The following is a 23,302-nucleotide window of genomic DNA, read 5'->3' on the forward strand; positions in this document are numbered from 1 at the left end:
TTGGATAATAAATCTTCCCAAGGGGGCAGGGCAGTCCTAAGGTCGAAGGCACCGCACCGCTGCCAGGGAATACCGCAATGATCGAGGTGGATTTCAATTCCGACATGGGCGAGGGCTTTGGCACCTGGACGCTGGGCGACGGCGTGGACGACCAGCTGCTCGACCTGGTCAGCTCGGCCAATATCGCCACCGGCTTCCATGCCGGCGATCCCGGCCTCATGCAGCGCACCGTGCAGCAGGCCAAGGCGCGCAACGTGGCCATTGGCGCCCATCCGGGCTATCGCGACCTGGTGGGGTTCGGCCGTCGGCCCCTGCAGATGCCCGCCGACGAACTGGTGGCCGATATCGTCTATCAGCTCGGCGCCCTGCGTGAATTCGCCCGGCTGCATGGCCTGCGGCTGCAGCACCTCAAGCCCCATGGTGCGTTGTTCATGCACCTGGCCCGGGACGAGGCGGCGGCCCGGCTGCTGGTGGAGACGCTGCAACGCCTCGAACCCGGGCTGCTGCTCTATTGCCTGCCCGATTCGGCCACCTGGCGAATCGGTCGCGAGCTGGGCCAGCCCCTGGTGCGTGAGTTCTATGCCGACCGGGACTATGACGCCAGCGGCTCCATCGTCCTGGTCCGGCGCATGGGCGCGCTGGATCCTCAGGCGGTGGCCGACCGGGTGCTCAAAGCCTGCCAGCAGGGACGGGTCGCCACGGTGGAGGGGGGCGAGGTCGAGGTGGCCTTCGAATCCATCTGCCTGCACAGCGACACCCCCGGGGCGCTGGGCCTGGCCCAGGCCATCCGCCAGCGCCTGGAGGCCGCCGGCATCGCCATCCGCGCCCCGGGCGCCGGCTAGTTTTCCATGCGGACACCGGCGCCAAGACGCCGGGTCCTCCTGCCCTTAGCTACGCCTGCCTTTCCGACAACATTGCCTAGAAGAGGAATCGTCATGGCCGAACATTCGGTGCTCTCGCCCCTGCCCGGAACGTTCTATCGCAAACCCACGCCCGATGCGGCGCCCTATGTGGACGTCGGGGAAACCGTCACCGCCGGCACCGTGATCGGCCTGGTCGAGGTGATGAAGCAATTCTCCGAGGTTCATGCCGAGGTCGCCGGGACCCTGACGGCCTTTGCCGTCGAGGACGGGGATCCGGTCGAGCCCGGTCAGTTGCTGGCCACCCTGAACGAGGCCGCCTCGTGAATACGACAGGGGGCGGCATCCGCCGTCTGCTGGTGGCCAATCGCGGCGAGATCGCCGTCCGTATCCTGCGCGCCGCCAAGGCGCTGGATATCGAGACGGTACTGGCCTGCAGCGAGGCTGACCGGGATTCGCTGGCGGCGCGCCAGGCCGATGCCGTGGTGGTGATCGGCCCGGCGCGGGCGGATCGCAGCTACCTCAATATAGAGGCTCTGCTCACGGCCTTGCGAGACAGCGGCGCCGATGCGGTGCATCCCGGCTATGGCTTCCTGGCCGAGAACGCCGCCTTTGCCGATGCGGTGGAGGAGGCCGGTGCCATCTTTGTCGGCCCTTCGGGTGACATCATCCGCCGCATGGGCGACAAGGCCGAGGCGCGGCGCACCGCGCTGGCGGCCGGCGTCCCGGTGGTACCGGGCTCTGCCGGCGAACCGGCCGATATAGAGGCCGCCATAGCGGCAGCCGCGACGGTGGGCTATCCGCTGCTGATCAAGGCATCGGCCGGAGGAGGAGGCCGGGGCATCCGCCTGGCGCGCGACGCCGCCGAGCTGGCGCGGGAGTTTCCCATCGCCCAGCGTGAAGCCCAGACCGCCTTTGGCAGCGGCGCCCTCTATCTGGAGCGCTTCATTGAGCGCGCTCGGCATATAGAGGTGCAGATCCTTGGCGATGGCCAGCGCGCCGTGCATCTGTTCGAGCGCGAATGCTCGCTGCAGCGGCGCCGACAGAAGCTCCTGGAAGAGGCGCCATCGCCGGTCCTGAGCGCCGCCCAGCGCGAGACCCTTTGCGCCAGCGCGGTACGCCTGGCCGAAAGCCTCGGCTATCGTGGCGCCGGCACCCTGGAATACCTGTTCGACGAAGCCCGTGGCGAGTTCTTCTTCATCGAGATGAACACCCGCATCCAGGTGGAGCATCCGGTCTCCGAGATGGTCACCGGCATCGATCTGGTCCAGGCCATGTTGCGCATCGCCGGAGGTGAACCCCTGGGGCTGCGCCAGGAAGACATCCATTTGCAGGGCGCCGCCATCGAGCTGAGACTCAACGCCGAAGATCCGGCGCGCAATTTCTTTCCCAGCCCCGGGACCGTCGAGCAGCTCGCCTGGCCGCAGGGTCCGGGCATCCGCGTCGACAGTCATCTCTATGCAGGCTACCGAGTGCCGCCTTATTACGACTCGCTGCTGGCCAAGCTCATCGCCCATGGCGCCGATCGCGGCGAGGCCCTGGCCCGTGCTCGCCAGGCGCTGGACCAGTTGCGTCTGACCGGCATGGCTACTACCGCCAGTCTGCATCGCCGCCTGCTGGACGAACCTTGGGTGATCGAAGCCCGCTTCGACACCGGTACCCTGGAACACTGGTTGGCCGAGGAGATTCCCGCATGACGACCGCGATCCGCTATAGCTTCGGCGGCGACGAGCACCTGTTCGTCGAATTGTCCGAAAGCATGTCCCTGGAGGCGTTTTTCCGTGGCCTGGCCATGACCCGCGCGGTGCAGGCGCTGCAACTGCCCGGCATCCACGACATCTGCCTGGCCAATGCCTCCTTCCAGATCCGCTTCGATCCCGATGTCCTGCCGCCCGACCGGCTGCTGGCCGCCGTCCAGGGCGTGGAAGACCAGGCGGTGGCCGAGCGCCAACTGGCCACGCGTCTGATCGAGATCCCGGTGCTCTACAACGATCCCTGGACCCACGAGACGCTGATGCGCTTTCGCGATCGCCACCAGGATCCGACCGCTACCGATCTGGAATACGCCGCGCGCATCAACGGCCTGGCCGATGTCGAGGCCTTCATCGAGGCCCACAGCGGCGCGCCCTGGTTCGTCTCCATGGTGGGCTTCGTCGCCGGATTGCCGTTCATGTTCCAGATGGTCGAGGCCGAGCGGCAGCTGCAGGTCCCCAAGTACCTGCGACCCCGCACCGACACGCCCAAGCAGACCCTCGGCCACGGCGGCTGCTTCGGCTGCATCTACTCGGTACGAGGCGCCGGCGGCTACCAGATGTTCGGCGTGACGCCGGCGCCCATCTACGAACCGGCCCAGCGCCTCGATTACCTGCAGGACCACATGGTGTTCTTCCGGCCCGGCGACATCGTCCGTTTCCGCGCCATCAACCGCGCCGAATACGACCGGATGCTGGCCGAGGTAGAGGAGGGTAGCTTCACCCTGAATATCCGTCCGGTGGACTTTTCCCTGGACGCCTTTCTCGACGATCCCCGTGGCTATCCGCGCACCCTGATGGAGGAGCCGGCATGATCAAGGTACTCAAACCCGGCCTGGCCACCTCGATCCAGGATCTTGGTCGCGAAGGCTACTACCACCTGGGCATCCCGCCGTCCGGGGCCATGGACAGCTATGCCTTGCGCGCGGCCAATCTGCTGGTGGGCAACGCACCCGGCGCCGCCGCCCTGGAATGCACCTTGCTCGGCCCGGAGCTGCACTTTACCGAAGACGCCCTGGTTGCCCTGAGCGGCGCGCGCATGACGCCACGCCTGGACGGCGCCGAAATGCCACTGGACGAAGCCTTCAGCGTGCGCGCCGGCCAGGTGCTCAAGTTCGATTACCTCAAGGCCGGCGCCCGTGGCTATCTGGCCGTGGCGGGCGGTTTCGCCGTGCCCGAGGTGCTGGGCAGTCGCTCGACGTACACCCTGGGCGGCCTCGGTGGCTTCCAGGGCCGAAGGCTCGCCGCGGGTGACGAACTGACTGTCGGAACCCCGGCGACAGGCGCCAAGCCTGGCGTCCGGTTGCCAGTCGACCTGGTGCCGGCTTGCGGTGGCGAGGTGACCCTGCGGGTCGTGCCGGGGCTCTATCATCACCGGCTGACCGCAGACGCCGCCGAGGCCTTTTTCGCCGATACCTGGACAGTGGGCTCCGAAGCCGATCGCATCGGCTACAGATTCAAGGGCGGCCGGCCGTTGCAATTCACGCCGCGCGAACAACCCTTTGGCGCCGGCTCGGATCCGTCCAATATCGTCGACAGCTGTTATCCCATCGGCTCGATCCAGGTACCGGCGGGCCTCGAACCCATCGTCCTGCACCGAGACGCCGTGTCGGGTGGCGGCTACGCCATGATCGGCACGGTCATCAGCAGCGACCTGGATTTGATCGGTCAGCTGCAGCCCAACCAGAGGGCGCGATTCGTGGCGGTAACCCTGGAAGACGCGCTGGCCGCACGGCGTGTGTACAAGGAGCGCCTGCAGCGACTGGAGCAGCTGTTGGCGAGCTAGGGACTCGATGGCAGCCGGTGATCAGTCGAGAGATCCTGAAGGCGTCGTTCGCAACGGACGCGTTTTCAGGATCGTCATGCAAGGAGATCCTGATCGTCGATTAACAGGGCCAGGGTAGGGAAGCCGGAGTCGAAGCAGGTGGCCGAATCAGGGATAAGGTTAAAGACTGGAGGGGATGGCAAAGGGCAGTTGTCAGTCTAGGCCCATATACAATTTAACATAATATACATTATGCGAAGTTGTGGTTATGGAGCGCTGCACCGAGTGTCTGCCTTTTCACGCTGGCGGCTTTCTGAAATCCGCTACCGCCTTGCCAGTTTGCCAGCCATGACTGCTTCAGGGATTCAGATCGCCGCTTACCGCACACCTGCAGCGCAAATTCCGCAGCGGCCGTTTGTACAAGCTGGCGCCGACAGCTTTAATCGGATGGCGTCCGTTCCCGGAGCTCTTTCCCGATGGTCGCGCCTCCGCCTGTGTCACCACGCGCGAATGTCCTGGGTTTCCGACAAGTATTCCATCCCGAGGAGTTTTGAATGGCTTATCAAGCCGCTTCCGATCGCTACGACCGTATTCCTTACCGCCGCGTGGGTCGCAGCGGGCTCGTGCTGCCGGCGTTGTCGCTGGGCCTCTGGCACAACTTCGGCGACACCACGCCACTGGATCGTCAGCGCGCCTTGCTGCGCACCGCCTTCGATCTGGGCATCAATCATTTCGACCTGGCCAACAATTACGGGCCGCCCTATGGCAGCGCCGAAATCAATTTCGGTCGGTTGCTGCGCGAAGACTTCGCCGCCTATCGTGACGAGCTCATCATCTCCAGCAAGGCCGGCTGGGACATGTGGCCCGGGCCCTATGGCCAAGGTGGCGGCTCGCGCAAATACGTGCTGGCCAGCCTGGACCAGAGCCTCAAGCGCCTGGGCCTGGATTACGTCGACATCTTCTATTCGCACCGTTTCGACGAACACACGCCGCTGGAAGAAACTGCCAGCGCCCTGGCCACCGCGGTCCAGCAAGGCAAGGCGCTCTATATCGGCATCAGCTCCTATTCGGGGACCAAGACCCGGGAAATGGCCAAGCTGCTGGCCGACTGGAAGATCCCGCTGCTGATCCACCAGCCGGCCTACAACCTGCTCAATCGCTGGATCGAAAAGGATCTGCTGGATGCGACCGAGGAAATCGGCAGCGGCGTGATCGCCTTTACGCCACTGGCCCAGGGCTTGCTGACCGACAAGTACCTCAATGGCGTTCCGGCCGAAGCCCGGGTCAATCAGCCCGGTGGCCAGTCGCTGCAGCAAGGCCATCTGTCTGCCGAGAACCTGGCCCGGGTCCGCGCCCTGGATGCCATCGCTAAGCGCCGCGGCCAGAGTCTGGCGCAGCTGGCCCTGGCCTGGACCCTGCGCGATCCGCGCATCACCAGCGCCCTGATCGGCGCCAGTCGGCCCGAACAGATCGTGGAAAACGTCGCGGCCCTAGACAACCTGAGCTTTACCGCCGAGGAACTGGCCGAGATCGACACCCACGCGGTCGAAGGCGACATCAACCTCTGGGCCAAGCCGTCCAGCGCGGAATAAGGCTGTGTTCGGCGTATCTGGCGCTCCAGGGCCAGGTACGCCTACCTCTATGAGCGCCTACCGGCCCAGGGCATGACCACCCTCGCCCGCCCTCACCCATGCGGCTGCTGACGCCGGGTTCCGATCTGCTCCTGCCGGTATTGACTGGGCGTCCGTCCGGTCTCGTTGCGAAAATGCCGGTTGAAATTGGACAGGTTGGAATAGCCCACCTCGAAACAGATGGCGGCGATGGACAACTCCGCCTGCAGCAGCAGCCGACAGGCTCGCTGGATGCGCAGCTTGCGCGCCAGTTCGATGAAACCGTGGCCGGTGACCTTCTTGAAGAAGCGTGAAAACCCCGCCTCGCTCATGCCGACGCGCCTGGCGATCACCGGCAGCCGGATGTCCTCGGTGAGTTCGCTCAGCAGATAGTCGAAGGCTTGATGCACCCGGGCGGAACTGCGGGCATCCAGCGCCGGCGCATAACAGGCACTGGCCAGGACGAGCCTCTCGCTTCCCGGCGCCCGGGACAGCAGGCCCAGCAAGTCGAACAGCCTGAGCAGCCGCTCGGCGCCCTGGGCCTGGCCGATCGCCTCGATCAAGGCAGCCGCTTCGCGGGCCGTGTCGCCGCTGAACTCCAGCCCGCGTCGGGCCTGCTCCAGCAACGGCAGATAATCGCCCAGTTCCGGTGCCACGGCGCTCAGCGAGCGCAACAGTTCGCCGTTGAACTGGATGACTACGTCACGGCCCGCGAGCACCTCGCCGGGTAGCAGATCACCGATCCAGTCGTGCGGTAGATCCGGCCCGATCATGGCCACATGACCTGCGGCAAAGGGCCCGACATAGTCGCCGGCCAGCAGCCGGCCGCTGCCCTGGCGGATCAGGTGGATCTCGTATTCCGGATGATGATTCCAGCGCGCCAAGGCGTAGGGATAGTCGTGCTCGTACCAGCGAAAGCTCTGGTCGGGCGCGGCAAGGATCACTTCCAGCTCTGCCGGCCGCGCCTCGAGGAAGGCGGTCGCCTTCATGATGCACCTCTGCTTGTTCTTGTAGGCCCGCACCGGCCGGCATGGCAATCGATGCTTTTTTGACGTCGGTACGCTCGGCGATCCAGGTCAAAAATGTATCGGCAACTGGTCAATGCCAGGTTAGCCAGCGGCTTGGCCCTGCTGTTGTAATCCCCTCCAGCTGCGCTGTCGAGATCAGATTTATATCGGCGGCCAGTTATCCATAACAACAACAAGCTGCCCATCGTGGCAGTCACGGAGAGAAGAAGATGAAGCGCTCTATCGCCTTGCTGCTGTTGGCCGGTCTCGGGTTGACCGGTGTTGCCCAGGCCGTCGAATCGGTCACCGTTGCCACCGTCAACAACAGCGACATGGTGCGCATGCAGCGCCTGTCCCAGGTGTTCGAACAACGGCACCCCGACATCAAGCTCAACTGGGTGGTGCTCGAAGAAAACGTGCTGCGGCAGCGGCTGACCACCGACATCACTACCGGTGGTGGCCAATTCGATGTCCTGACCATCGGCACCTACGAAACCCCGCTCTGGGGGGCCAAGAACTGGCTGGAGCCGCTCGACAACCTGCCTGCCAGCTATGACGTCGAAGACATCTTCCCGGCAGTCCGCCAGGGGCTGTCGGTCAACAACCATCTCTATGCCCTGCCGTTCTATGGCGAAAGCACCGTCACCTACTACCGCAAGGACCTGTTCAAGGCCGCCGGCCTGCAGATGCCCGACAAGCCGACCTGGTCGCAACTCGCCGCGTTCGCCAGCCAGCTCAACCAGCCGGACAAGGAGCAATACGGCCTCTGCCTGAGGGGCAAGGCCGGCTGGGGGGAAAACGTCGCGCTGCTCAGCCTGATGGGCAACGCCTTCGGCGCGCGCTGGTTCGACGAGCAGTGGCACCCCGAATTGACCAGTCCCGAGTGGACGGCAGCGGCCAACTTCTATGTCGACAACATGAAGAAGTACGGCCCGCCCGGGGCTTCCAGCAACGGTTTCAACGAGAACCTGGCCCTGTTCAACAGCGGCAAGTGCGCGCTCTGGGTGGATGCCAGCGTCGCCGGTTCCTTCACCACCGACAAGAGCCAGAGCAAGGTGGCGGACGAGGTCGGCTTCGCCGCTTCGCCCCATGAGGTCACCGACAAGGGCTCGTCCTGGCTGTATGCCTGGTCGCTGGCGATCCCGGCGAGCGCCAAGCACAAGGAGGCGGCCAAGACCTTCATCACCTGGGCGACTTCCAAGGAATACATCCAGCTGGTGGCCGAGCAGGACGGCATCTCCAACGTCCCGCCGGGCACTCGCCAGTCCACCTACAGCCAGGCCTACCTGAGCGCTGCGCCCTTCGCCAAAATCACCCTGGAAATGATGCAGCACGCCGACCCGGCCCATCCCTCGGCCAAGCAGGTGCCCTATGTCGGCATCCAGTACGTGACCATTCCCGAATTCCAGGCCATCGGCACCTCGGTCGGCAAGCTGTTCTCGGCTGCCCTCACCGGCCAGATGAGCGTCGAACAGGCCCTCAACGCGGCCCAGACCTCGACGACTCGCGAGATGAAACGCGCGGGCTATCTCAAGTAATCCCTTTCTACCCCAAGAAGCCGACCGCGCGATCGGCTTCTCTCGATTGGAGCCAAGACCATGAACAGACTGGAAGGAAAAAGCACCCTGATCACCGGCGCCGCGCGCGGGATCGGCAAGGCCTTCGCCCAGGCCTACCTCAGGGAAGGCGCGACGGTGGCCATCGCCGACATCAACATCGAAAGAGCCCGCGAAACGGCCGAGGAACTGGGCGAGCGTGCCTACGCCCTGGCCATGGACGTCACTGACCAGGCCTCCATCGACACGGCCATCGCCCAGGTGGTCGCTACCGCCGGCAAGCTCGACATCCTGGTCAACAACGCCGCCCTGTTCGACTTGGCACCCATCGTCGAGATCTCGCGGGCAAGCTATGACCGGCTGTTCGCCATCAACGTGGCCGGCCCCCTTTTCACCCTGCAGGCCGCTGCCCGGCAGATGATCGCCCAGGGGCATGGCGGCAAGATCATCAACATGGCCAGTCAGGCCGGTCGCCGCGGTGAAGCCCTGGTGGCCGTCTATTGCGCGACCAAGGCGGCGGTGATCAGCCTGACCCAGTCGGCAGGCCTCGACCTCATCAAGCACCGCATCAACGTCAATGCGATCGCCCCGGGCGTGGTCGATGGCGAGCATTGGGAAGGTGTGGACGCCCTCTTCGCCCATTACGAGCAACGACCGCTGGGCGAGAAGAAGCGCCTGGTCGGCGAAGCCGTGCCCTTCGGCCGGATGGGAACCGCCGAGGACCTGGTCGGCATGGCGCTGTTCCTGGCATCCAGTGACAGCGACTTCGTGGTGGCCCAGACCTACAACGTCGACGGCGGCAACTGGATGAGCTGATCGCCGCGCGGTCAGCTCAGGTCGTGCAGTTCCTTGACGATCGCCGGCCCGATCTGCAGGCCGGCAAAGCTGACCTCCAGGCCCTCGCGCTGCGGCGAACAGCAATAGGGCCCGACCTGCAGCGCCGCGCCCTCTTCGCTCGCGAAGCGACACAGCCGCAACAGCGGCCAGGTCTGCCCATCTAGGGAATACTGGAGGCGCAGCACCTCGGCGTGCAGCGTCATGCGCAACCAGAATCCCCTGACCGCATCCGGCATCGGCCCGAGGGCCCAGTCGGAATGCCCCAGGGTGAGGACGCTGCCCAGATGGGCGATGCCATCGTTGATCTCGAGCCCGGTCTTGCACCAGCGCTCGCTGCCCTGCCGCACCATCAAGCCGGCCTGGTCGTACAGCTCGGTAAAGGTCCCGGTGATCCGCACCTGCACGGTGAAATCCGCCCCGGCCGCATAACCCCGGAAATGTCCGCTGTCACGTTCGAAGCCGTATTGGGTCTTCTGCCAGAAGTCGGTCTCGCGATCGGTGCTGATATGCAGCAGGCCGTCCGTATCGGACCAGCGCCTCGGCTCGTTCAGCCAATGGGCAGGCAGGGTCTTCGCAAGGGTCATGACAGGTATCCACGGCGGATGGGCTGCGCTCACGATAGATCACGGATGCCCGATGCGCCAAAGCCAGACGGTAAATCGTACTGCGAGGACCGCGAGCAGAGTGCTGAGCGCTGTGCCAGGGGCCATTACCTGCCCTCCAGCGACTTTTTTGCAGGCATGAAAAAAGGGAGCCCTGAGGCTCCCCTGTTCAAGTACGTCTGCTGTCCTCTTGTTTTTGTTGTCGGACGTCGACGTCATCGATCTTTAGTACGCCCCACCAACGAGGTGGGAAGTGAACAGATTACTTTGGTTGCTCTGGAGCGTTCCAAAATGATCGGTTCGCGAGCCTTGGCCGTCTTGTTCTTGTTGTGGGCGGTTAGCGGCGCATCTTGTTGTTCTTGTGCCAGTAATAAAGCACTCGCCGTGCCAACATTCATAAGTCGTTGAAAAGACTAGCTTTCGCTGATTCGAGGCTGATGTGCAGGCAACTGTTGCGGAGGATTTCGTTACCTTTTCACTCGGCCATGAAGGGTCTGGTTACGACATCCACTCGCTCGGTAACGTCATCGGGGCTCAGCGACTGTAGGTCGAGCGCTTGAGCGTCGCCTCGTTGTTGCGCTGGGCGGCGGGCCGTTCCGGGTTGTCGGTGGGCAGGTACAGCAACCGCGTGGCCAGCACCTCGCGCCGCGGCTTGATGTCGGGTCGCAGGGCCCCGCGCTGAGTCCGGTCGAAGTCGCGCAGATCGACGACCTGCATGCCGTCCTGAGCCGGTACCACGAACACCGGCAGGTTCGCGTGGATCATGGCGTCATAGCGACTCTCCTCGCCGAACCAGAGCATCGCCCGCGGATGCGGTGCGATCTTCTTGTGGCGGACCAGGATGTCATCGTCCGCCATGCGATTGAGTGCCTGGTGTTCCTGCCATTCCGGAGTGCGATCCAGAGCGATCCGCTCCCGGTCGGCACGGGCCATGGCCAGGGTCTTGAGTTGCTCGCGCACCTTGGCCACCTTGACCCGCTCTCCCCCTGCGGTGTGCCCGGCCCAGGTAAAGGTCAGCTGCCGGACCGGATCGGGAAAGCCATGCACCTTGCGGATCAGCTGCTTGGTATTGAAGGCGCCACCCAGGGCCTTGCGCATGATGCGGGGCCGCGCCTCCGGCGCCAGCTCCAGCTCCAGGCGTGTCTGCTCGATCGCCGCGCTGAAGGCGGCCTTGCAGGTATTGATGGCCAGGATCTCCTCCATCAGCGGCTCGGCCAGGGCGATATAACCGGGCAGTCGGCTGACCGTACCCGGTGCCTGGCCGGGTTGCAGGTGAAAGGCCAGCAAGGCATCGCGGGTGAGTTCCACCGCGGCGCTGCCCTCGAAGGACTCCGCCGCGATGTGGTCAGGCACCCGCTGCTGGGCCAGCAGCGGCAGCCGCCAGACCCGGGCAGCTATCACCTTCCCGGGCCAGCGTTCATTGAAGATGGCGATGCTCCGCTTGAGGTCTTCGAACGCGCTCTTGATGTCTTCGTGCATGGCCAACTCCAACCTGATATCTACCAGATTGTAGCATTTACAAGAACTTGGGCCTCTTCTTGATAGCTGTGCAGAGGATCATCACTGAATGTATTTATGCTATAGGGGTGGTATTGCTATTTAGGGGCTGTAGCTTCTGGGTAAATTGCGGACGGCCGTCCTGATCCCTGAGGGTGACCTGCAATTCGGCGGTCTTGCCGTCGATCTCCACCTCCCCGAAGAATTGAAAGTTGCTCAGCGGTGAGGTGTTGGCCTGGGGCGGCGCCTTCTGGAACACCACCTCGGGCCCGAAGGTGGCATCCAGCGGGTTGGGACCGAAGCTGCCGGCGTTCAGCGGCCCCGCCACGAATTCCCAGAAGGGTTCGAAATCCTGGAAGGCCGCCCTGTCCGGGTGATAGTGGTGCGCGGCGCAGTAATGCACGTCCGCGGTAAGCCAGACGGTGTTGCGGATCCCCTGCCGGGCGATGAAGCGCAGCAGGTCGGCCGTTTCCAGCTCGCGCCCCTTGGGGGCTCCGGGATCGCCGTTGGCGATCGCCTCCCAGCGCGCCTGGCCCTGCGCGTCCTTGCCATCCGGGACCTGCAGCCCGATGGGCATATCGGCCGCGATCACCTTCCAGGTCGCCTTGGACGCCTGCAGCTCCTTCTTCAGCCAGTCGAGTTGCTCCTGACCCAGAAAGGCGCCCTGACCGCCCTCCTCGCTACCCAGGTTGCTGTCGTTGCCGGCGCGATAGCTGCGCATGTCCAGCACGAAGACATCCAGCAGGGGGCCATAGGCGATCCGTCGATAGATGCGCCCTGCCCCGTCGGCCGAGACGCCCCGCATGGGCGCGTATTCCAGGAAGGCTTGGCGGGCCCGACCGCTCAGGACATTGATGTCCTTGACCTGGTAGCGATCGTCCATCGTCTTGCTCGGCGACCAGTTGTTGGTGGTCTCGTGGTCGTCCCACTGCCACACCTGGGGCACCTCGGCGTTGAATCTCTTGAGGTGGGCGTCCATCAGGTTGTAACGATAGTTGCCGCGGAATTCGTCCAGGGTTTCCGCCACCTTGCTCTTGGCCTCGGTGGTGAGGTTGCGCCAGATGCGTCCCTCTTCCACCGTCAGCTGGGCCGGGACCGGGCCGTCGGCATAGATGGTGTCGCCGCTGTGCAGGAAGAAGTCCGGCCGCCGCTCGCGCATGGCGTTGTAGATGCGCATGCCGCCGATGTCGGGATTGATGCCAAAGCCCTGCCCCACGGTGTCGCCGCCCCAGACGAAGCGGATATCCCCGCGCTGGCTGGGCGCCGAGCGCAGGTGGCCGATGACGGGCTCGCTGAGCGCGCCGCTGTCTACGTCTTCGAAGCGCACGCGGTAGAAGATGTGCTGATCGGCCGGCAGCCCGGCCAGGTCGATGTGGGCCGTGTAGTCCTGGGCCGCCGTGGTGACGGGACCCGTCGCCTTGCGCAGGGAGCGAAAGCTCTCCTGGGTATCCCACTCCACCAGCAGCCGCGCCGGACGATCCGTCCGACTCCAGATCAGCGCCTGCCCGCCGGTGACATCCCCCGCCTGGACCCCATCGGGTATTCCCGGGCGCCCTGCCGGTGCGGCCCAGGTTCGCTGGCCCAGGGCGGGCAACAGCAGCGTGGCACCCAGGCCTTGCAGAACGCGACGACGATCGGGACGGATAAGGGACATGGCAACGGCCTCTGGCGGAAAAAGGCTAGCACTACCCCGCCTTGATGACCTGTTCGTGACAATAGGGGTATCAGGTGAAAGCCACGGTCCCTATAGGGGTGGTATTAAAGTACGGGTGCTTTGGCCTGGGCGGTCTGAAATGGCATCATGGCGCCCCCATTACGATCCGCCGTTGTGGCCGTCGCGAAGTTGCTTGGAGCCCCCATGTCCGCCAGACCCTACATCACCGTCACCCCGCCCAACGTCGCGCTACATGGACGGGTCGCCCCACCCGGTTCCAAGTCCATCACCAACCGCGCCCTGCTGCTGGCAGCGCTGGCCAAGGGCACCAGCCGCCTGACCGGCGCTCTCAAGAGCGATGACACCCGGCACATGTCCGAGGCGCTGCGGCAGATGGGTGTCACCGTCGACGAACCCGATGCCACCACCTTCGTGGTGACCAGCTCCGGACGCCTGCAGCAACCGGAAGCACCGCTGTTTCTCGGCAATGCCGGCACGGCGGTGCGCTTCCTGACCGCGGCGGTGGCCACCGTCGACGGCGCCGTGACCCTGACCGGTGACGCCTATATGCAGAAGCGGCCGATCGGTCCCCTGCTGGAGACCCTGAGCGCCAATGGCATCCAGGTGGAGGCGCCGAGTGGCTGCCCGCCGGTAACCGTTACCGGTCAGGGCCGTCTCACCGCGCGCCGCTTCGAGGTGGATGCCGGCCTGTCCAGCCAGTACGTCTCCGCCCTGCTGATGCTGGCCGCGCTCGGCAGCGAACCGGTGGACGTCGCCCTGCGCGGCAGCGACATCGGTGCCCGCGGCTATGTCGACCTGACCGTCGAGGCGATGCGCGCCTTCGGCGCCCAGGTCGAGCAGCTGGACGCCGCCACCTGGCGGGTCGCCCCGACCGGCTACGTCGCACGGGATTACTTCATCGAGCCGGACGCCTCCGCCGCCACCTATCTCTGGGCGGCCCAGGCCCTCACCGGCGGGACCATCGACCTGGGGGTGGCCGACGACGCCTTCACCCAGCCCGATGCCAAGGCCCACGACCACATCGCCGCCTTCCCTCGACTGCCGGCGGTCATCGACGGCTCGCAGATGCAGGATGCCATTCCTACCCTGGCGGTCCTGGCAGCCTTCAACGAAACCCCCGTGCGCTTCGTGGGCCTGGCCAATCTGCGCGTGAAGGAATGCGACCGGGTGGCGGCCCTGCACGACGGCCTCAACGCCATTCGCGCCGGTCTCGCCAGCGTCGAGGGTGACGACCTGCTGGTGGCGGCCGATCCTGCCCTGGCCGGTACCCGGACCGATGCCGTGATCGAGACCCACGCCGACCACCGGATCGCCATGTGCTTCGCCCTGGCCGGCCTGAAGGTGGCAGGCATCCGCATTCTGGACCCCGAATGCGTCGGCAAGACCTATCCTGAGTACTGGAATGCCCTGCGCAGTTTGAACGTCCAGCTGAGCGAGGGTATCGAAGCCTAGGTAACGCCCGTCACACGCCCGCTCGCTGAATGGAATCCACGCATGTCGACCTCTCTGCTCGAACAGCAGGCGCTTTTGCAGTTGACCTCCCACGCTCTGGTCATCACCGACCGCGACGGGTGCATCGAGCGTTGGAACCGCGGGGCCGAACTGCTGTGTGGCTGGCCGGCCAGCGAAGCTCGGGGCCAGCGCTTCGCTGATCTGCTGACGTCGGGTCGGGACGCCGCCTTCCTGACCACCGCCCTGCATCAGGCGCTGGTCGACGAGCACGGCCAGGGCGCCGGCTGGATCACGGTGCAGGGCGGTACGCCACGCTGGGTGGAGATCGCCACTACCGCTCTGAAGGACGCCGAGGACCCGCTCGGCTTCGTACATGTGCTGCAGGACAGGACCGATCAGCTGATAGCCGAGGAGCGGGTGCGACTGGCCCAGGAGGTCGGGCGCGTCGGTACCTTCGAGCTGTTACCCGGCGAGGCCCGACTGCTGGTGTCCTCGGGGTTCTGCCAGCTGTGGGGCTTGCCGGTCCGCCGCAGCTATCCCCTGGAAGAGCTGATCCGGCAGCTGCATCCCGACGACGTCTCCAGCCTGCGAACCCTGACCGCGGCGCCGGACGACGACGCCCTCGACTATCTCGAATACCGCATTCGCCGTGCCGACACCGGCGAGGAGCGCTGGCTCGGTCGACGCGGCCAGCTGATGACCAGCCAGGGCGGCGGCCGCTATCTGGGCGTGTGCTACGACATCACCGAGCGCAAGCTCAACGAAGCCGCCATCACCGAACGCGATCTCTGGCTGCAGGAGCTGTACCACGGCATGCGCGAGGGCTTCTACATGGCCCAGGCGACCCGCGATGCCGCTGGCCGGATGGAGGATTTCCGTTTCCTGGAGGTCAATCCGGTCTTCGCCACCCTCACCGGCATCCCCCTGGATCAGGTCCTGGGGCGGACGCTGCGCGAATCCCTGCCGCAGCTGGAAGCCGATCTGCTGCCTGCCTATGTCGACTTCATGAACGGCGATGCCGAATTCACCCAGTTCGACATCCTGCTGCACCTGCAGCATGAACACTGGTACGAGGTGCGCGCCCACAAGCTGCCAGGCGACCGTTTCGCGGTATTGTTCATCGACATCAGCAATCATCGCCGCCAGGCTCAGGAGCTGGCGCGCAACGAGGCGCAGCTGCGCGCCATCATCAACTCCATCGACCAGATGGTCTGGGCCACCCGCCCCGATGGCCACCACTTCTATTTCAACAACCGCTGGTACGAATTCACCGGAGTGCCGGAAGGCTCCACGGAGGGCGAAGGCTGGGCCAACGTCTTCCACCCGGACGACCAGGAGCGCACCTGGAAGGTCTGGCACCACAGCCTCAGCACCGGCGAGCCCTACCACATCGAATACCGCCTGCGGCATCGCTCCGGGCGCTACCGCTGGGTGCTCGGCCGGGCGCAACCGGTGCGTGACGCCAAGGGCCGCATCGAGCAATGGTTCGGCACCTGCACCGATATCCAGAGCATCGTCGATGCGCGGGAGGTCCTCACCCGTTCGCGCCAGGAGCTGGAGCAACAGATCGAACTGCGCACCCGCGAGCGTGACCGGATGTGGCGCATCAGCCATGACCTCATGGTGATCTGCCGCGCCGATGGCGAGGTGAAGACGGTTAACAGCGCCGCTACCCGCCTGCTGGGACGGCGTGAGACCGATCTGGCCAGCATCCAGCTCACTGAACTCATCCATCCCGACGATCAGCGCCAGGTCTTCGATACCCTGCGCAGCCTGGGCCGCCAGCAGGGCTCGGCCAATCTCAGGGCGCGGTTGCGTGGCCGCGATGGCAGCTATCGCATCCTCGACTGGACCGCCAGCGCCGAAGACGAGCTGATCTACGCCGTGGGGCGCGACGTCACCGAGCAGCAGGAGCTGCAGGAGCAGTTGCGCCAGGCGCAGAAGATGGAAGCTGTGGGTCAGCTCACCGGTGGCATCGCCCACGACTTCAACAATCTGCTGACCGGCATCATGGGCAGTCTCGACATGCTGCAGCGGCACCAGAAGGCCGGTCGCCAGGACAAATTCGACCAGTATCTGCACTCGGCGCTGACCTCCGCCCAGCGCGCGGCCGCCCTCACCCAGCGGTTGCTGGCCTTTTCCCGGCGCCAGGCGTTGGATCTGCAGCCCATTCACGTTAACGACTGCGTGCGCTCCATGGAGGAGCTGCTGCTACGCAGTCTGCGCGGCGATATCGTCCTGCAGCTCGAGCTGGACGCCGGACTCTGGCAGGCGCTCACCGATGCCCACCAATTGGAAAGCGCCCTGCTCAACCTGGTCATCAATGCCCGCGATGCCCTGCCCCATGGCGGCACCGTCCGCATCGAGACGCGCAATGTCTATCTCAGCGACAGCGGCAATGGCCTGGACGCCGTGAGCGCCGGTGACTATGTGGCGCTGCTGGTGACGGACAACGGCACCGGGATGCCACCCGAGGTCATGGCACGCGCCTTCGACCCCTTCTTCACCACCAAGCCCATCGGCCAGGGCACCGGCCTGGGGCTGTCGATGATCTATGGCTACGCCAAGCAGTCCAAGGGGCATGTCCGGCTCGATTCCCTGCCCGGCCAGGGCACGACCGTGGGCCTCTACCTGCCCCGCTACCTGGGCGCCGATGTGGAGCCGCCGCGGCTGGCCTCCCCTACGGTCACCGCTCACAGCGCCGGCAAGACCGTGCTGGTGGTGGAAGACGAACCCGTGGTCCGGCAGATGGTGGTGGATCTGTTGCGCGAACTGGGCTATGCGACCCTGCAGGCCGAAGACGCGCGCACCGCCCTGCCGTTGCTGGAAAGCGGCCGCCCCATCGACCTGCTGCTGTCCGATGTCGGCCTGCCGGGCATGAACGGTCGCCAGCTGGCCGAGATCGCGCGGCAGCGCCGGCCCGGCCTCAAGGTACTGTTCGCCACCGGCTATGCCGAGGGAGCGCACCTGGAAGGCTATCTCGACCCCGGCATGACCCTGATCACCAAGCCCTTCAATCTCGACGCCCTGGCCACGCGCGTCGGCGAAACCCTGGCAGCCGATCCCCTGCCCCTCAGCTCGGCGGTTGTTGGCCCGCAAGACGGCGATAACTGAGCGGACTCTGGCCGGTGCCGCGGCGGAAGAAGCGGGCGAAGTAGGCCGGATCGGCAAAGCCCAGGGCATCGGCGATCTCGCCCACCGATGCTTGGGTGTAGGTCAGGGTGCGGCGCGCCTCCAGCAGCAGGCGCTGGTGCACGATGGCCAGCGCCGAGGCACCGGCCAGCTGCCGGCAGAGGCCGTTCAGGTGGACTCCCGAGATCCCGAGCGCCGCCGCGTAGCGCCCCAGGCTCCAGTGCTCGCGATAATGCTGCTCCACCAGCGCCAGAAAGCGTCCCAGGTGCTGTTCGGCGCGTCGTGGCAGGGTCGCCCCCGGCTCGTGCCGATGCTGTCGTAGCAGCCAGATCGCCAGGCTGTCGAGCAGGGCTTCGAGCATGACCTCGCGACCCGGCTTGTGGCCCTCGTATTCGGCGACGAGCTGACCGATCAACTGATCGATCCAGGGGGCGTCGGGTCCGCTCAGGTCCAGGCACCCGGCCGCCAGGAACAGTCCCTGCCCGGCTCTCTGGCAGCGCTGCTTCAGGCGCTCCAGCTGAGGCACCGGCAGGGTGACCACGAAACCCTCCACCGAGGGCTCGAATTCGAAGGCATGCACGCACAACACCGGCAGCACCACCAGCAGCGGCCCGGTCCTTTCGCCCTGCCAGTCTTCCAGCTGCAGGCGCACCCCGCCCTGGCGCACATAGAGCAGCTGCGCGAGATCCGCATGACGATGGGTTTCGATATGCCAGGCATGCAGCCGACTGCGACTCTCGATGGTTTCGCAGTGCAGCAGGTCCGGCGCTGGCCAGGCCTGGGCCTCGCCATACAGCTTGAAGATGGGTGGCAAGGCAGTGGTCATCGTCAGTCCCTGGGCGATAGCCGCACGAATCATTGAAAAGTACCAGAAAGTATCGCAAAGGTCGCTGTCGATACCGGCGAAAACCGTCCAAAAATACCGGAGCCCCATAATAAACGGCGATCACGCCAGACAAGAGGACAGACTCCATGCGCACCCAAGTCGTCATCATCGGCGCGGGCCCTTCCGGACTGCTGCTGGGCCAGCTGCTCACCCGCTCGGGTATCGACAACGTCATCGTCGAGCGCCAGAGCGCCGACCACGTACTCAGCCGCATCCGTGCCGGCGTGCTCGAACAGGGCACCGTCGATCTGCTGCGCCAGGCCGGCGTCGCCGAGCGGCTGGAACAGGAAGGCCAGGTGCATGAAGGCGTGGAGTTCGCCATCCACGGCAAGCGCGAGCGACTGGACTTGAACGATCTGCTGGGCGGACGCTGCGTCACCGTCTATGGCCAGACCGAGGTGACCCGCGACCTGATGGCCGCCCGCCAGGCCAGTGGCGCCCCTACCTTTTACCAGGCCAGCGAGGTCCAGCCCCACGAACTCAAGGGCGAGCGCCCTCATGTCACCTGCCAGGTCGCCGGTGAGACGCTGCGCATCGACTGCGATTACATCGCCGGCTGCGACGGCTTCCATGGCGTCTCGCGCCGCAGCATCCCGGACGGCGTGCTCACCGAATACGAGCGGGTCTATCCCTTCGGCTGGCTGGGCTTGCTGAGCGACACCCCGCCTGCCGCCGACGAACTCATCTACGTCAATCACCCGCGAGGCTTCGCCCTGTGCAGCATGAGGTCCGCGACCCGCAGTCGTTACTACCTGCAGGTGGAAGCCGGGGACGCGGTGGAGAATTGGTCGGACGAGCGTTTCTGGGCGGAACTCAAGGCGCGCCTGCCGGCCGAGACGGCGGCCCAGCTGGTGACCGGTCCCTCGCTGGAAAAGAGCATCGCCCCGCTGCGCAGCTATGTGGTCGAACCCATGCAATACGGCCGGCTGTTCCTGGTCGGCGATGCCGCCCATATCGTCCCGCCCACCGGCGCCAAGGGACTCAACCTGGCCCTGGGCGACGTGCGCAATCTGCACCTGCTGCTGGAACGCGCCTATCGCAACGGCGACGCCAGCTGCCTCGAACGCTACTCGGCGCTCTGCCTGAAGCGGATCTGGGCGGCAGTGCGCTTCTCCTGGTGGATGACCACCGCCCTGCACCGTTTTCCGGATACCGATGCCTTCACCCAGCGGGTGCAGGACGCCGAACTCCAGGCGCTGCTCGATTCCAGAGCGGGTCGCACCACTCTCGCGGAAAACTACGTCGGATTGCCCTTCCCCGCCCTGGATTGATCGAGGTCGCCCGCAGGTGGTGACGGCTGCGCGTCTGATGCATGATGGCGCCCCCGTTCCACCTGGCGCCCTACCCTCATGCTCGAATTCGCCCTGGACCCCATGACCCTGACGCTGCTCGCCGGGGTCGCCTTCCTCGCCGGTTACATCGACGCCATCGCCGGCGGGGGCGGCCTGCTCACGGTGCCGGCGCTGCTGATGGCCGGCGTGCCGCCCCATCTGGCGATCGGCACCAACAAGCTCAGCTCGACCTTTGGCAGCGCCACCGCCGCCTACACCTTCTACCGCCGCAAGCTGTTCCATCCCCGTCAGTGGCGGCATGCGCTGCTGGCTACGGCCCTCGGTGCGGGGATTGGCGCCCTGGTGGCCCACCATCTCTCCGCGGACTTCCTCAATCAGCTGCTGCCGGTCGTGGTGTTCAGCTGCGCCCTCTATCTGCTGTTCGGCGGCACGCCCAAGGCACCGGTGCTCAGCGATGCGCCCGTGCCGCAACGGCGCCAATGGCCCCAGGGCCTGACGCTGGGTGCCTACGACGGCCTGTTCGGGCCTGGTACGGGCGCCTTCTGGACGGTCAGCAGCCTGCTCCTCTATCCACTGGATCTGCTCAAGGCCAGCGGCGTGGCGCGCACCATGAATTTCGTCAGCAACGGGGTCGCCCTGGTGATGTTCATCGCCCTGGGACAGGTGCTCTGGGTGCTGGGGCTGACCATGGGTCTGTCGCTGACCCTCGGGGCCTACCTGGGCGCGCGCAGCGCCATCGCCGGCGGCGCCAAGTTCATCCGCCCGGTGTTCATCTGCGTCGTGCTGGCGCTGACCGTCAAGCTAATCTGGCAGCACTGGTTCAGCGCCGCCTAGGCGCTCGACCCGATAGCAATCGATCAGAAAGCGCGAGATGGAAAAGGCCGGCGGCAGCGTCGGCAACTCGCGCAGGTGGAACCAGCGGGCATCTTCGATTTCATCCGGTTGGCACCGGATGTCGCCGCTCAGGTAATCGACGTGATAGCCCAGCATCAGGGAATGCGGATAGGGCCAGTTCTGGCTGCCCTGGTAGCGCAGGTTGGTGACCGAAACGCCCACCTCTTCCATGATCTCCCGGTGCACGCAGGCCTCCGCCGACTCGCCCGGCTCGACGAAGCCGGCCAGGGTGCTGAAGACCCCGGGCGCGAAACGGGGCGACCGCGCCAGTAGTACCTCGTCGCCGCGCGTGACCAGGGCGATCATGCTCGGCGACAGGCGCGGATATTGGGTGAGCTGGCAATTCGGGCATTTGAGGCCGCGCTGGCCATCGAGGGCGAAGGTGCGGGTACCGCACTGTCCGCAGAAGCGATGCTGGCGTGCCCAGGTCCCGATCTGATTGGCATAGCCCAGCAACTTGAACAGCGCATGGGGCGATTGCAGCATCAGCGGCCGCAAGGGTTGCCAGACGCAGCCCTCGATGTCCGGCGGGGTGTCCAGTTCGAGCAGGGTGACCGGCTGGGCCTGCCACTGGCCAAGGCCGTGGCGCTCTCCTTCGAATCCCTGCACCCGCGAATCGTCGCTGGCGAAGAGCACGTCCGCACCCGAGGTCAGAAACGCCTGGCCGCTATGGACGACCAGCCAACCGCCAGAGGATTGGGCGGTCTGGAACCAGCCGGGCTGCCAGGCACTCATGCCGCAGCCGACGTCCAGCCCAGGGCGCGAATGCTTTGCGCGGCGATATCGAGGATTTCCGGGGTACCGTCCTGACTCTCGGTGCCACCGCTTTCGACAAAGAATTCGATGCTGCTGAGGGCATCCGCCAGCACCTCGAGGGTCGCCGGCTCACAGGCCTGGCCGCCTTCGATCAGGCAGCGCTGGATGTAACCGGTGCAGGCACGCACCAGCTCGGCCGCCCGGGGATTGCCCAGGAAGAACAACGCCCCGCGGACGGTATCCAGCAGCGCGGGCACGGTGGCCAGGTGCAGGGCGTCGCCCCGCGAATCGAGGAAGGCACCGATGGCGCGCTTGGCGTCGGTCAGGCCCTTGTAGGCTTCCCGATGCAACAGCGCCTGGGCTTCGCCCAGCTGGTAATTGGCGACACTGACCTGGACGCCATCGGCTTCCAGCGGCACGTCGATCAGCGAGCCCTGCCCTTCGGGCTGGCCCAGCAGACTTTCCACCAGCAGCAGGGCATCGGCCAGGGGCGCGAGATCGTCCAGCACCAGGGACTTGTCGCGGAACTGGGAGATGTTCGGCAGGCACTGCTGCAGGACCTGGCCGGCATTCTCCTGGCCAACCATCTCCAGCGTCTTGCCGAGCAGGCCGACCTGGACATACAGCCGGGAGAAGTTGTCGGAGCGTGGCAGCCGATTCTGCTCGGCGCCGTTGCGCAACTCGGTTTCAATGAGATCTATCAGGTCCTTGACCGTCTCCAGCTCTTCGCGGATGGCGGCCGACAGCGAATGCATCACGGCATGACCCGGACCGGCGAGACGCTTCTTGCCGGCTTCGAGCTGGGCGTCGGTGAAACCGAGTCGCTCGAAACCGTAGGCATTCATGACTTCCTGTGGATGGGCGCCCTCGACACCGGCCAGCGCCAGCAGATACAGCAACTCCTTGAGAGTGCTGCGCGCGGGCTCGTGCAATTCGTTGCCCAGCATCTGACGCAATTCGCGATCGACCCGGGCGAACAGCTGCTTGCGTTCACGGGTGGCAGTCAGGCGACCCTGGGCGAAGCCCTCGACGGTAGCCGCGGCGACCCAGGGCAGGTAGCCGCCGACCTGATCGTGCAGCAGCGCCGCGGAGCGCTCCAGCGCCCGCGCCATCAGGCGCAGACTGGCTACGCCATTGACGTCGCGCAGGAAGCCCAGCAGGCCGACCTGGTACATCTGGCGCATCCGGCGTGCCTGGGCCTGACGCTCGCGCAGGCCAAGGCGCGTGGTGGCGCTGATCAGCGGGCGCTGATCGAGGCGGACGCTGAAGAAATAGCTTTCCGGAAGTTCGGGTTCGCCGCCCGCCAGGCGCAGGGCATTGATCGCCGGCAGCAGCAATTCGGGCATCTCGTCCTGGCCGCTGCGCAGCTGTTCGAGATAGCGGCGCAGGACATGCAGCCCACGGCAGATCGCCATGAGGTGCTCGTCATGCTCGGGACCGGCGCCGGCCGGGATGTCGTTGGCAATCTGCAGCGTCTGATGGGCGAGCAACTGGGCGCCTGCCAGCTCGATCAGCGTCAGGGCGCCGCGAATCTGGCCGATACTCTCGACCGCGCGCTGCAACAGGCTGCTGCAGTGCCGCTCGACGATGAATCGTTCAAGATGGGATTCAGCTTCCTCTATGGTCGCGAACAGCTGTTCGCGGACCAAGCTCAAAGCTCTTGCTCCGGTCACCATAGTGCCTTACGCCTCCTGCGCCATTACAACCTCGCCAACGCCATTTTAAAACGG

At 65.5% G+C, this 23,302-nt stretch carries 19 protein-coding genes; 12 read left to right on the top strand and 7 right to left on the bottom strand.

Translation table 11 applies throughout. The features are described from left to right. Positions 1–77 precede the first annotated feature (77 nt). The 6 genes from OXS31_RS10520 to mgrA all read left to right on the top strand — a co-directional run bounded on the left by OXS31_RS10520 (position 78) and on the right by mgrA (position 5,968). Positions 78–842, top strand: a complete 765-nt coding sequence (locus OXS31_RS10520; RefSeq protein ID WP_267398898.1) for a 5-oxoprolinase subunit PxpA — start codon at positions 78–80, stop codon at positions 840–842. Positions 843–935: 93 nt separating this feature from the next. Continuing rightward, positions 936–1,187 carry an acetyl-CoA carboxylase gene (locus OXS31_RS10525; protein ID WP_074583699.1) on the top strand — a complete coding sequence of 84 codons (252 nt, stop codon included), beginning with the start codon at positions 936–938 and terminating at the stop codon, positions 1,185–1,187. Further along, positions 1,184–2,557 carry an acetyl-CoA carboxylase biotin carboxylase subunit gene (locus OXS31_RS10530; protein ID WP_042134117.1) on the top strand — a complete coding sequence of 458 codons (1,374 nt, stop codon included), beginning with the start codon at positions 1,184–1,186 and terminating at the stop codon, positions 2,555–2,557. The genes OXS31_RS10525 and OXS31_RS10530 overlap by 4 nt, the downstream gene beginning before the upstream one ends. Further along, positions 2,554–3,426, top strand: coding sequence for an allophanate hydrolase subunit 1 (locus OXS31_RS10535; RefSeq protein WP_267398899.1), 873 nt, complete (start codon positions 2,554–2,556; stop codon positions 3,424–3,426). Before OXS31_RS10530 ends, OXS31_RS10535 begins: the two co-directional genes overlap by 4 nt. Beyond that, positions 3,423–4,397 carry a biotin-dependent carboxyltransferase family protein gene (locus OXS31_RS10540; RefSeq protein WP_267398900.1) on the top strand — a complete coding sequence of 325 codons (975 nt, stop codon included), beginning with the start codon at positions 3,423–3,425 and terminating at the stop codon, positions 4,395–4,397. The genes OXS31_RS10535 and OXS31_RS10540 overlap by 4 nt, the downstream gene beginning before the upstream one ends. 533 nt (positions 4,398–4,930) lie before the next feature. Then, complete coding sequence (gene mgrA, locus OXS31_RS10545) at positions 4,931–5,968, top strand: L-glyceraldehyde 3-phosphate reductase (protein ID WP_007161728.1); 1,038 nt, start codon at positions 4,931–4,933, stop codon at positions 5,966–5,968. A gap of 92 nt (positions 5,969–6,060) precedes the next feature. On the opposite strand, the gene OXS31_RS10550 is transcribed toward mgrA, so the two are convergent. Continuing rightward, a complete protein-coding gene (locus OXS31_RS10550; protein WP_267398901.1) occupies positions 6,061–6,975 on the bottom strand; it encodes an AraC family transcriptional regulator in 915 nt (304 codons plus the stop codon). A 248-nt stretch (positions 6,976–7,223) separates the two neighbouring features. On the opposite strand from OXS31_RS10550, the gene OXS31_RS10555 reads away from it, so the two are divergent. Further along, positions 7,224–8,531 (top strand): sugar ABC transporter substrate-binding protein, encoded by a 1,308-nt coding sequence (locus OXS31_RS10555; protein WP_267398903.1) that lies wholly within the window; start codon positions 7,224–7,226, stop codon positions 8,529–8,531. A gap of 60 nt (positions 8,532–8,591) precedes the next feature. Continuing rightward, positions 8,592–9,365, top strand: coding sequence for an L-iditol 2-dehydrogenase (locus OXS31_RS10560; RefSeq protein WP_267398905.1), 774 nt, complete (start codon positions 8,592–8,594; stop codon positions 9,363–9,365). An 11-nt stretch (positions 9,366–9,376) separates the two neighbouring features. Here the strand turns inward: OXS31_RS10560 and OXS31_RS10565 are convergent, their stop codons facing one another. The 3 genes from OXS31_RS10565 to OXS31_RS10575 form a co-directional block, all read right to left on the bottom strand. Continuing rightward, positions 9,377–9,970, bottom strand: coding sequence for a DUF1349 domain-containing protein (locus OXS31_RS10565; RefSeq protein WP_267398906.1), 594 nt, complete (start codon positions 9,968–9,970; stop codon positions 9,377–9,379). A 552-nt stretch (positions 9,971–10,522) separates the two neighbouring features. After that, positions 10,523–11,467: a DNA replication terminus site-binding protein gene (locus OXS31_RS10570; RefSeq protein ID WP_017640218.1), complete on the bottom strand. Its 945-nt coding sequence runs from the start codon at positions 11,465–11,467 to the stop codon at positions 10,523–10,525. 94 nt (positions 11,468–11,561) lie between these two features. Beyond that, positions 11,562–13,139 (bottom strand): alkaline phosphatase D family protein, encoded by a 1,578-nt coding sequence (locus OXS31_RS10575; protein ID WP_267398909.1) that lies wholly within the window; start codon positions 13,137–13,139, stop codon positions 11,562–11,564. A 204-nt stretch (positions 13,140–13,343) separates the two neighbouring features. Here OXS31_RS10575 and aroA point away from each other — a divergent pair, with 204 nt between their 5' ends. Further along, positions 13,344–14,612, top strand: coding sequence for a 3-phosphoshikimate 1-carboxyvinyltransferase (gene aroA / locus OXS31_RS10580; RefSeq protein ID WP_027602284.1), 1,269 nt, complete (start codon positions 13,344–13,346; stop codon positions 14,610–14,612). A 42-nt stretch (positions 14,613–14,654) separates the two neighbouring features. Next, a complete protein-coding gene (locus OXS31_RS10585) occupies positions 14,655–17,726 on the top strand; it encodes a hybrid sensor histidine kinase/response regulator (RefSeq protein WP_181085402.1) in 3,072 nt (1,023 codons plus the stop codon). Here the strand turns inward: OXS31_RS10585 and OXS31_RS10590 are convergent. Further along, the gene (locus tag OXS31_RS10590) at positions 17,686–18,570 is read right to left on the bottom strand and encodes a helix-turn-helix domain-containing protein (protein WP_181085401.1); all 885 of its coding nucleotides are present in this window, start codon (positions 18,568–18,570) and stop codon (positions 17,686–17,688) included. The two genes, OXS31_RS10585 and OXS31_RS10590, sit on opposite strands and share 41 nt — an antisense overlap. 146 nt (positions 18,571–18,716) lie before the next feature. Here OXS31_RS10590 and pobA point away from each other — a divergent pair, with 146 nt between their 5' ends. Beyond that, on the top strand, positions 18,717–19,901 hold the full coding sequence (gene pobA, locus OXS31_RS10595) for a 4-hydroxybenzoate 3-monooxygenase (RefSeq protein ID WP_074583707.1): 1,185 nt from the start codon (positions 18,717–18,719) through the stop codon (positions 19,899–19,901). 78 nt (positions 19,902–19,979) lie between these two features. Beyond that, on the top strand, positions 19,980–20,756 hold the full coding sequence (locus tag OXS31_RS10600; RefSeq protein WP_007161717.1) for a TSUP family transporter: 777 nt from the start codon (positions 19,980–19,982) through the stop codon (positions 20,754–20,756). Here the strand turns inward: OXS31_RS10600 and nudC are convergent. Then, positions 20,724–21,551: an NAD(+) diphosphatase gene (gene nudC, locus OXS31_RS10605; protein WP_267398915.1), complete on the bottom strand. Its 828-nt coding sequence runs from the start codon at positions 21,549–21,551 to the stop codon at positions 20,724–20,726. The genes OXS31_RS10600 and nudC overlap by 33 nt on opposite strands. After that, complete coding sequence (locus OXS31_RS10610; protein ID WP_027602279.1) at positions 21,548–23,248, bottom strand: hypothetical protein; 1,701 nt, start codon at positions 23,246–23,248, stop codon at positions 21,548–21,550. The genes nudC and OXS31_RS10610 overlap by 4 nt, the downstream gene beginning before the upstream one ends. Positions 23,249–23,302 lie beyond the last annotated feature (54 nt).

This window comes from Pseudomonas sp. GM_Psu_1 (assembly GCF_026544185.1).
GTDB lineage: Bacteria > Pseudomonadota > Gammaproteobacteria > Pseudomonadales > Pseudomonadaceae > Chryseomonas > Chryseomonas oryzihabitans.

Bases quoted from the DNA above. Each gene is read 5' to 3' on its own strand.
- OXS31_RS10600 (WP_007161717.1), top strand. From the start codon at position 19,980: ATGCTCGAATTCGCCCTGGACCCCATGACCCTGACGCTGCTCGCCGGG.
- OXS31_RS10535 (WP_267398899.1), top strand. From the start codon at position 2,554: ATGACGACCGCGATCCGCTATAGCTTCGGCGGCGACGAGCACCTGTTC.
- OXS31_RS10565 (WP_267398906.1), bottom strand. From the start codon at position 9,970: ATGACCCTTGCGAAGACCCTGCCTGCCCATTGGCTGAACGAGCCGAGG.
- OXS31_RS10555 (WP_267398903.1), top strand. From the start codon at position 7,224: ATGAAGCGCTCTATCGCCTTGCTGCTGTTGGCCGGTCTCGGGTTGACC.
- mgrA (WP_007161728.1), top strand. From the start codon at position 4,931: ATGGCTTATCAAGCCGCTTCCGATCGCTACGACCGTATTCCTTACCGC.
- nudC (WP_267398915.1), bottom strand. From the start codon at position 21,551: ATGAGTGCCTGGCAGCCCGGCTGGTTCCAGACCGCCCAATCCTCTGGC.
- OXS31_RS10575 (WP_267398909.1), bottom strand. From the start codon at position 13,139: ATGTCCCTTATCCGTCCCGATCGTCGTCGCGTTCTGCAAGGCCTGGGT.
- OXS31_RS10520 (WP_267398898.1), top strand. From the start codon at position 78: ATGATCGAGGTGGATTTCAATTCCGACATGGGCGAGGGCTTTGGCACC.
- OXS31_RS10540 (WP_267398900.1), top strand. From the start codon at position 3,423: ATGATCAAGGTACTCAAACCCGGCCTGGCCACCTCGATCCAGGATCTT.
- aroA (WP_027602284.1), top strand. From the start codon at position 13,344: ATGTCCGCCAGACCCTACATCACCGTCACCCCGCCCAACGTCGCGCTA.
- OXS31_RS10550 (WP_267398901.1), bottom strand. From the start codon at position 6,975: ATGAAGGCGACCGCCTTCCTCGAGGCGCGGCCGGCAGAGCTGGAAGTG.
- OXS31_RS10560 (WP_267398905.1), top strand. From the start codon at position 8,592: ATGAACAGACTGGAAGGAAAAAGCACCCTGATCACCGGCGCCGCGCGC.
- OXS31_RS10610 (WP_027602279.1), bottom strand. From the start codon at position 23,248: ATGGTGACCGGAGCAAGAGCTTTGAGCTTGGTCCGCGAACAGCTGTTC.
- OXS31_RS10525 (WP_074583699.1), top strand. From the start codon at position 936: ATGGCCGAACATTCGGTGCTCTCGCCCCTGCCCGGAACGTTCTATCGC.
- OXS31_RS10585 (WP_181085402.1), top strand. From the start codon at position 14,655: ATGTCGACCTCTCTGCTCGAACAGCAGGCGCTTTTGCAGTTGACCTCC.
- OXS31_RS10590 (WP_181085401.1), bottom strand. From the start codon at position 18,570: ATGACCACTGCCTTGCCACCCATCTTCAAGCTGTATGGCGAGGCCCAG.
- OXS31_RS10570 (WP_017640218.1), bottom strand. From the start codon at position 11,467: ATGCACGAAGACATCAAGAGCGCGTTCGAAGACCTCAAGCGGAGCATC.
- pobA (WP_074583707.1), top strand. From the start codon at position 18,717: ATGCGCACCCAAGTCGTCATCATCGGCGCGGGCCCTTCCGGACTGCTG.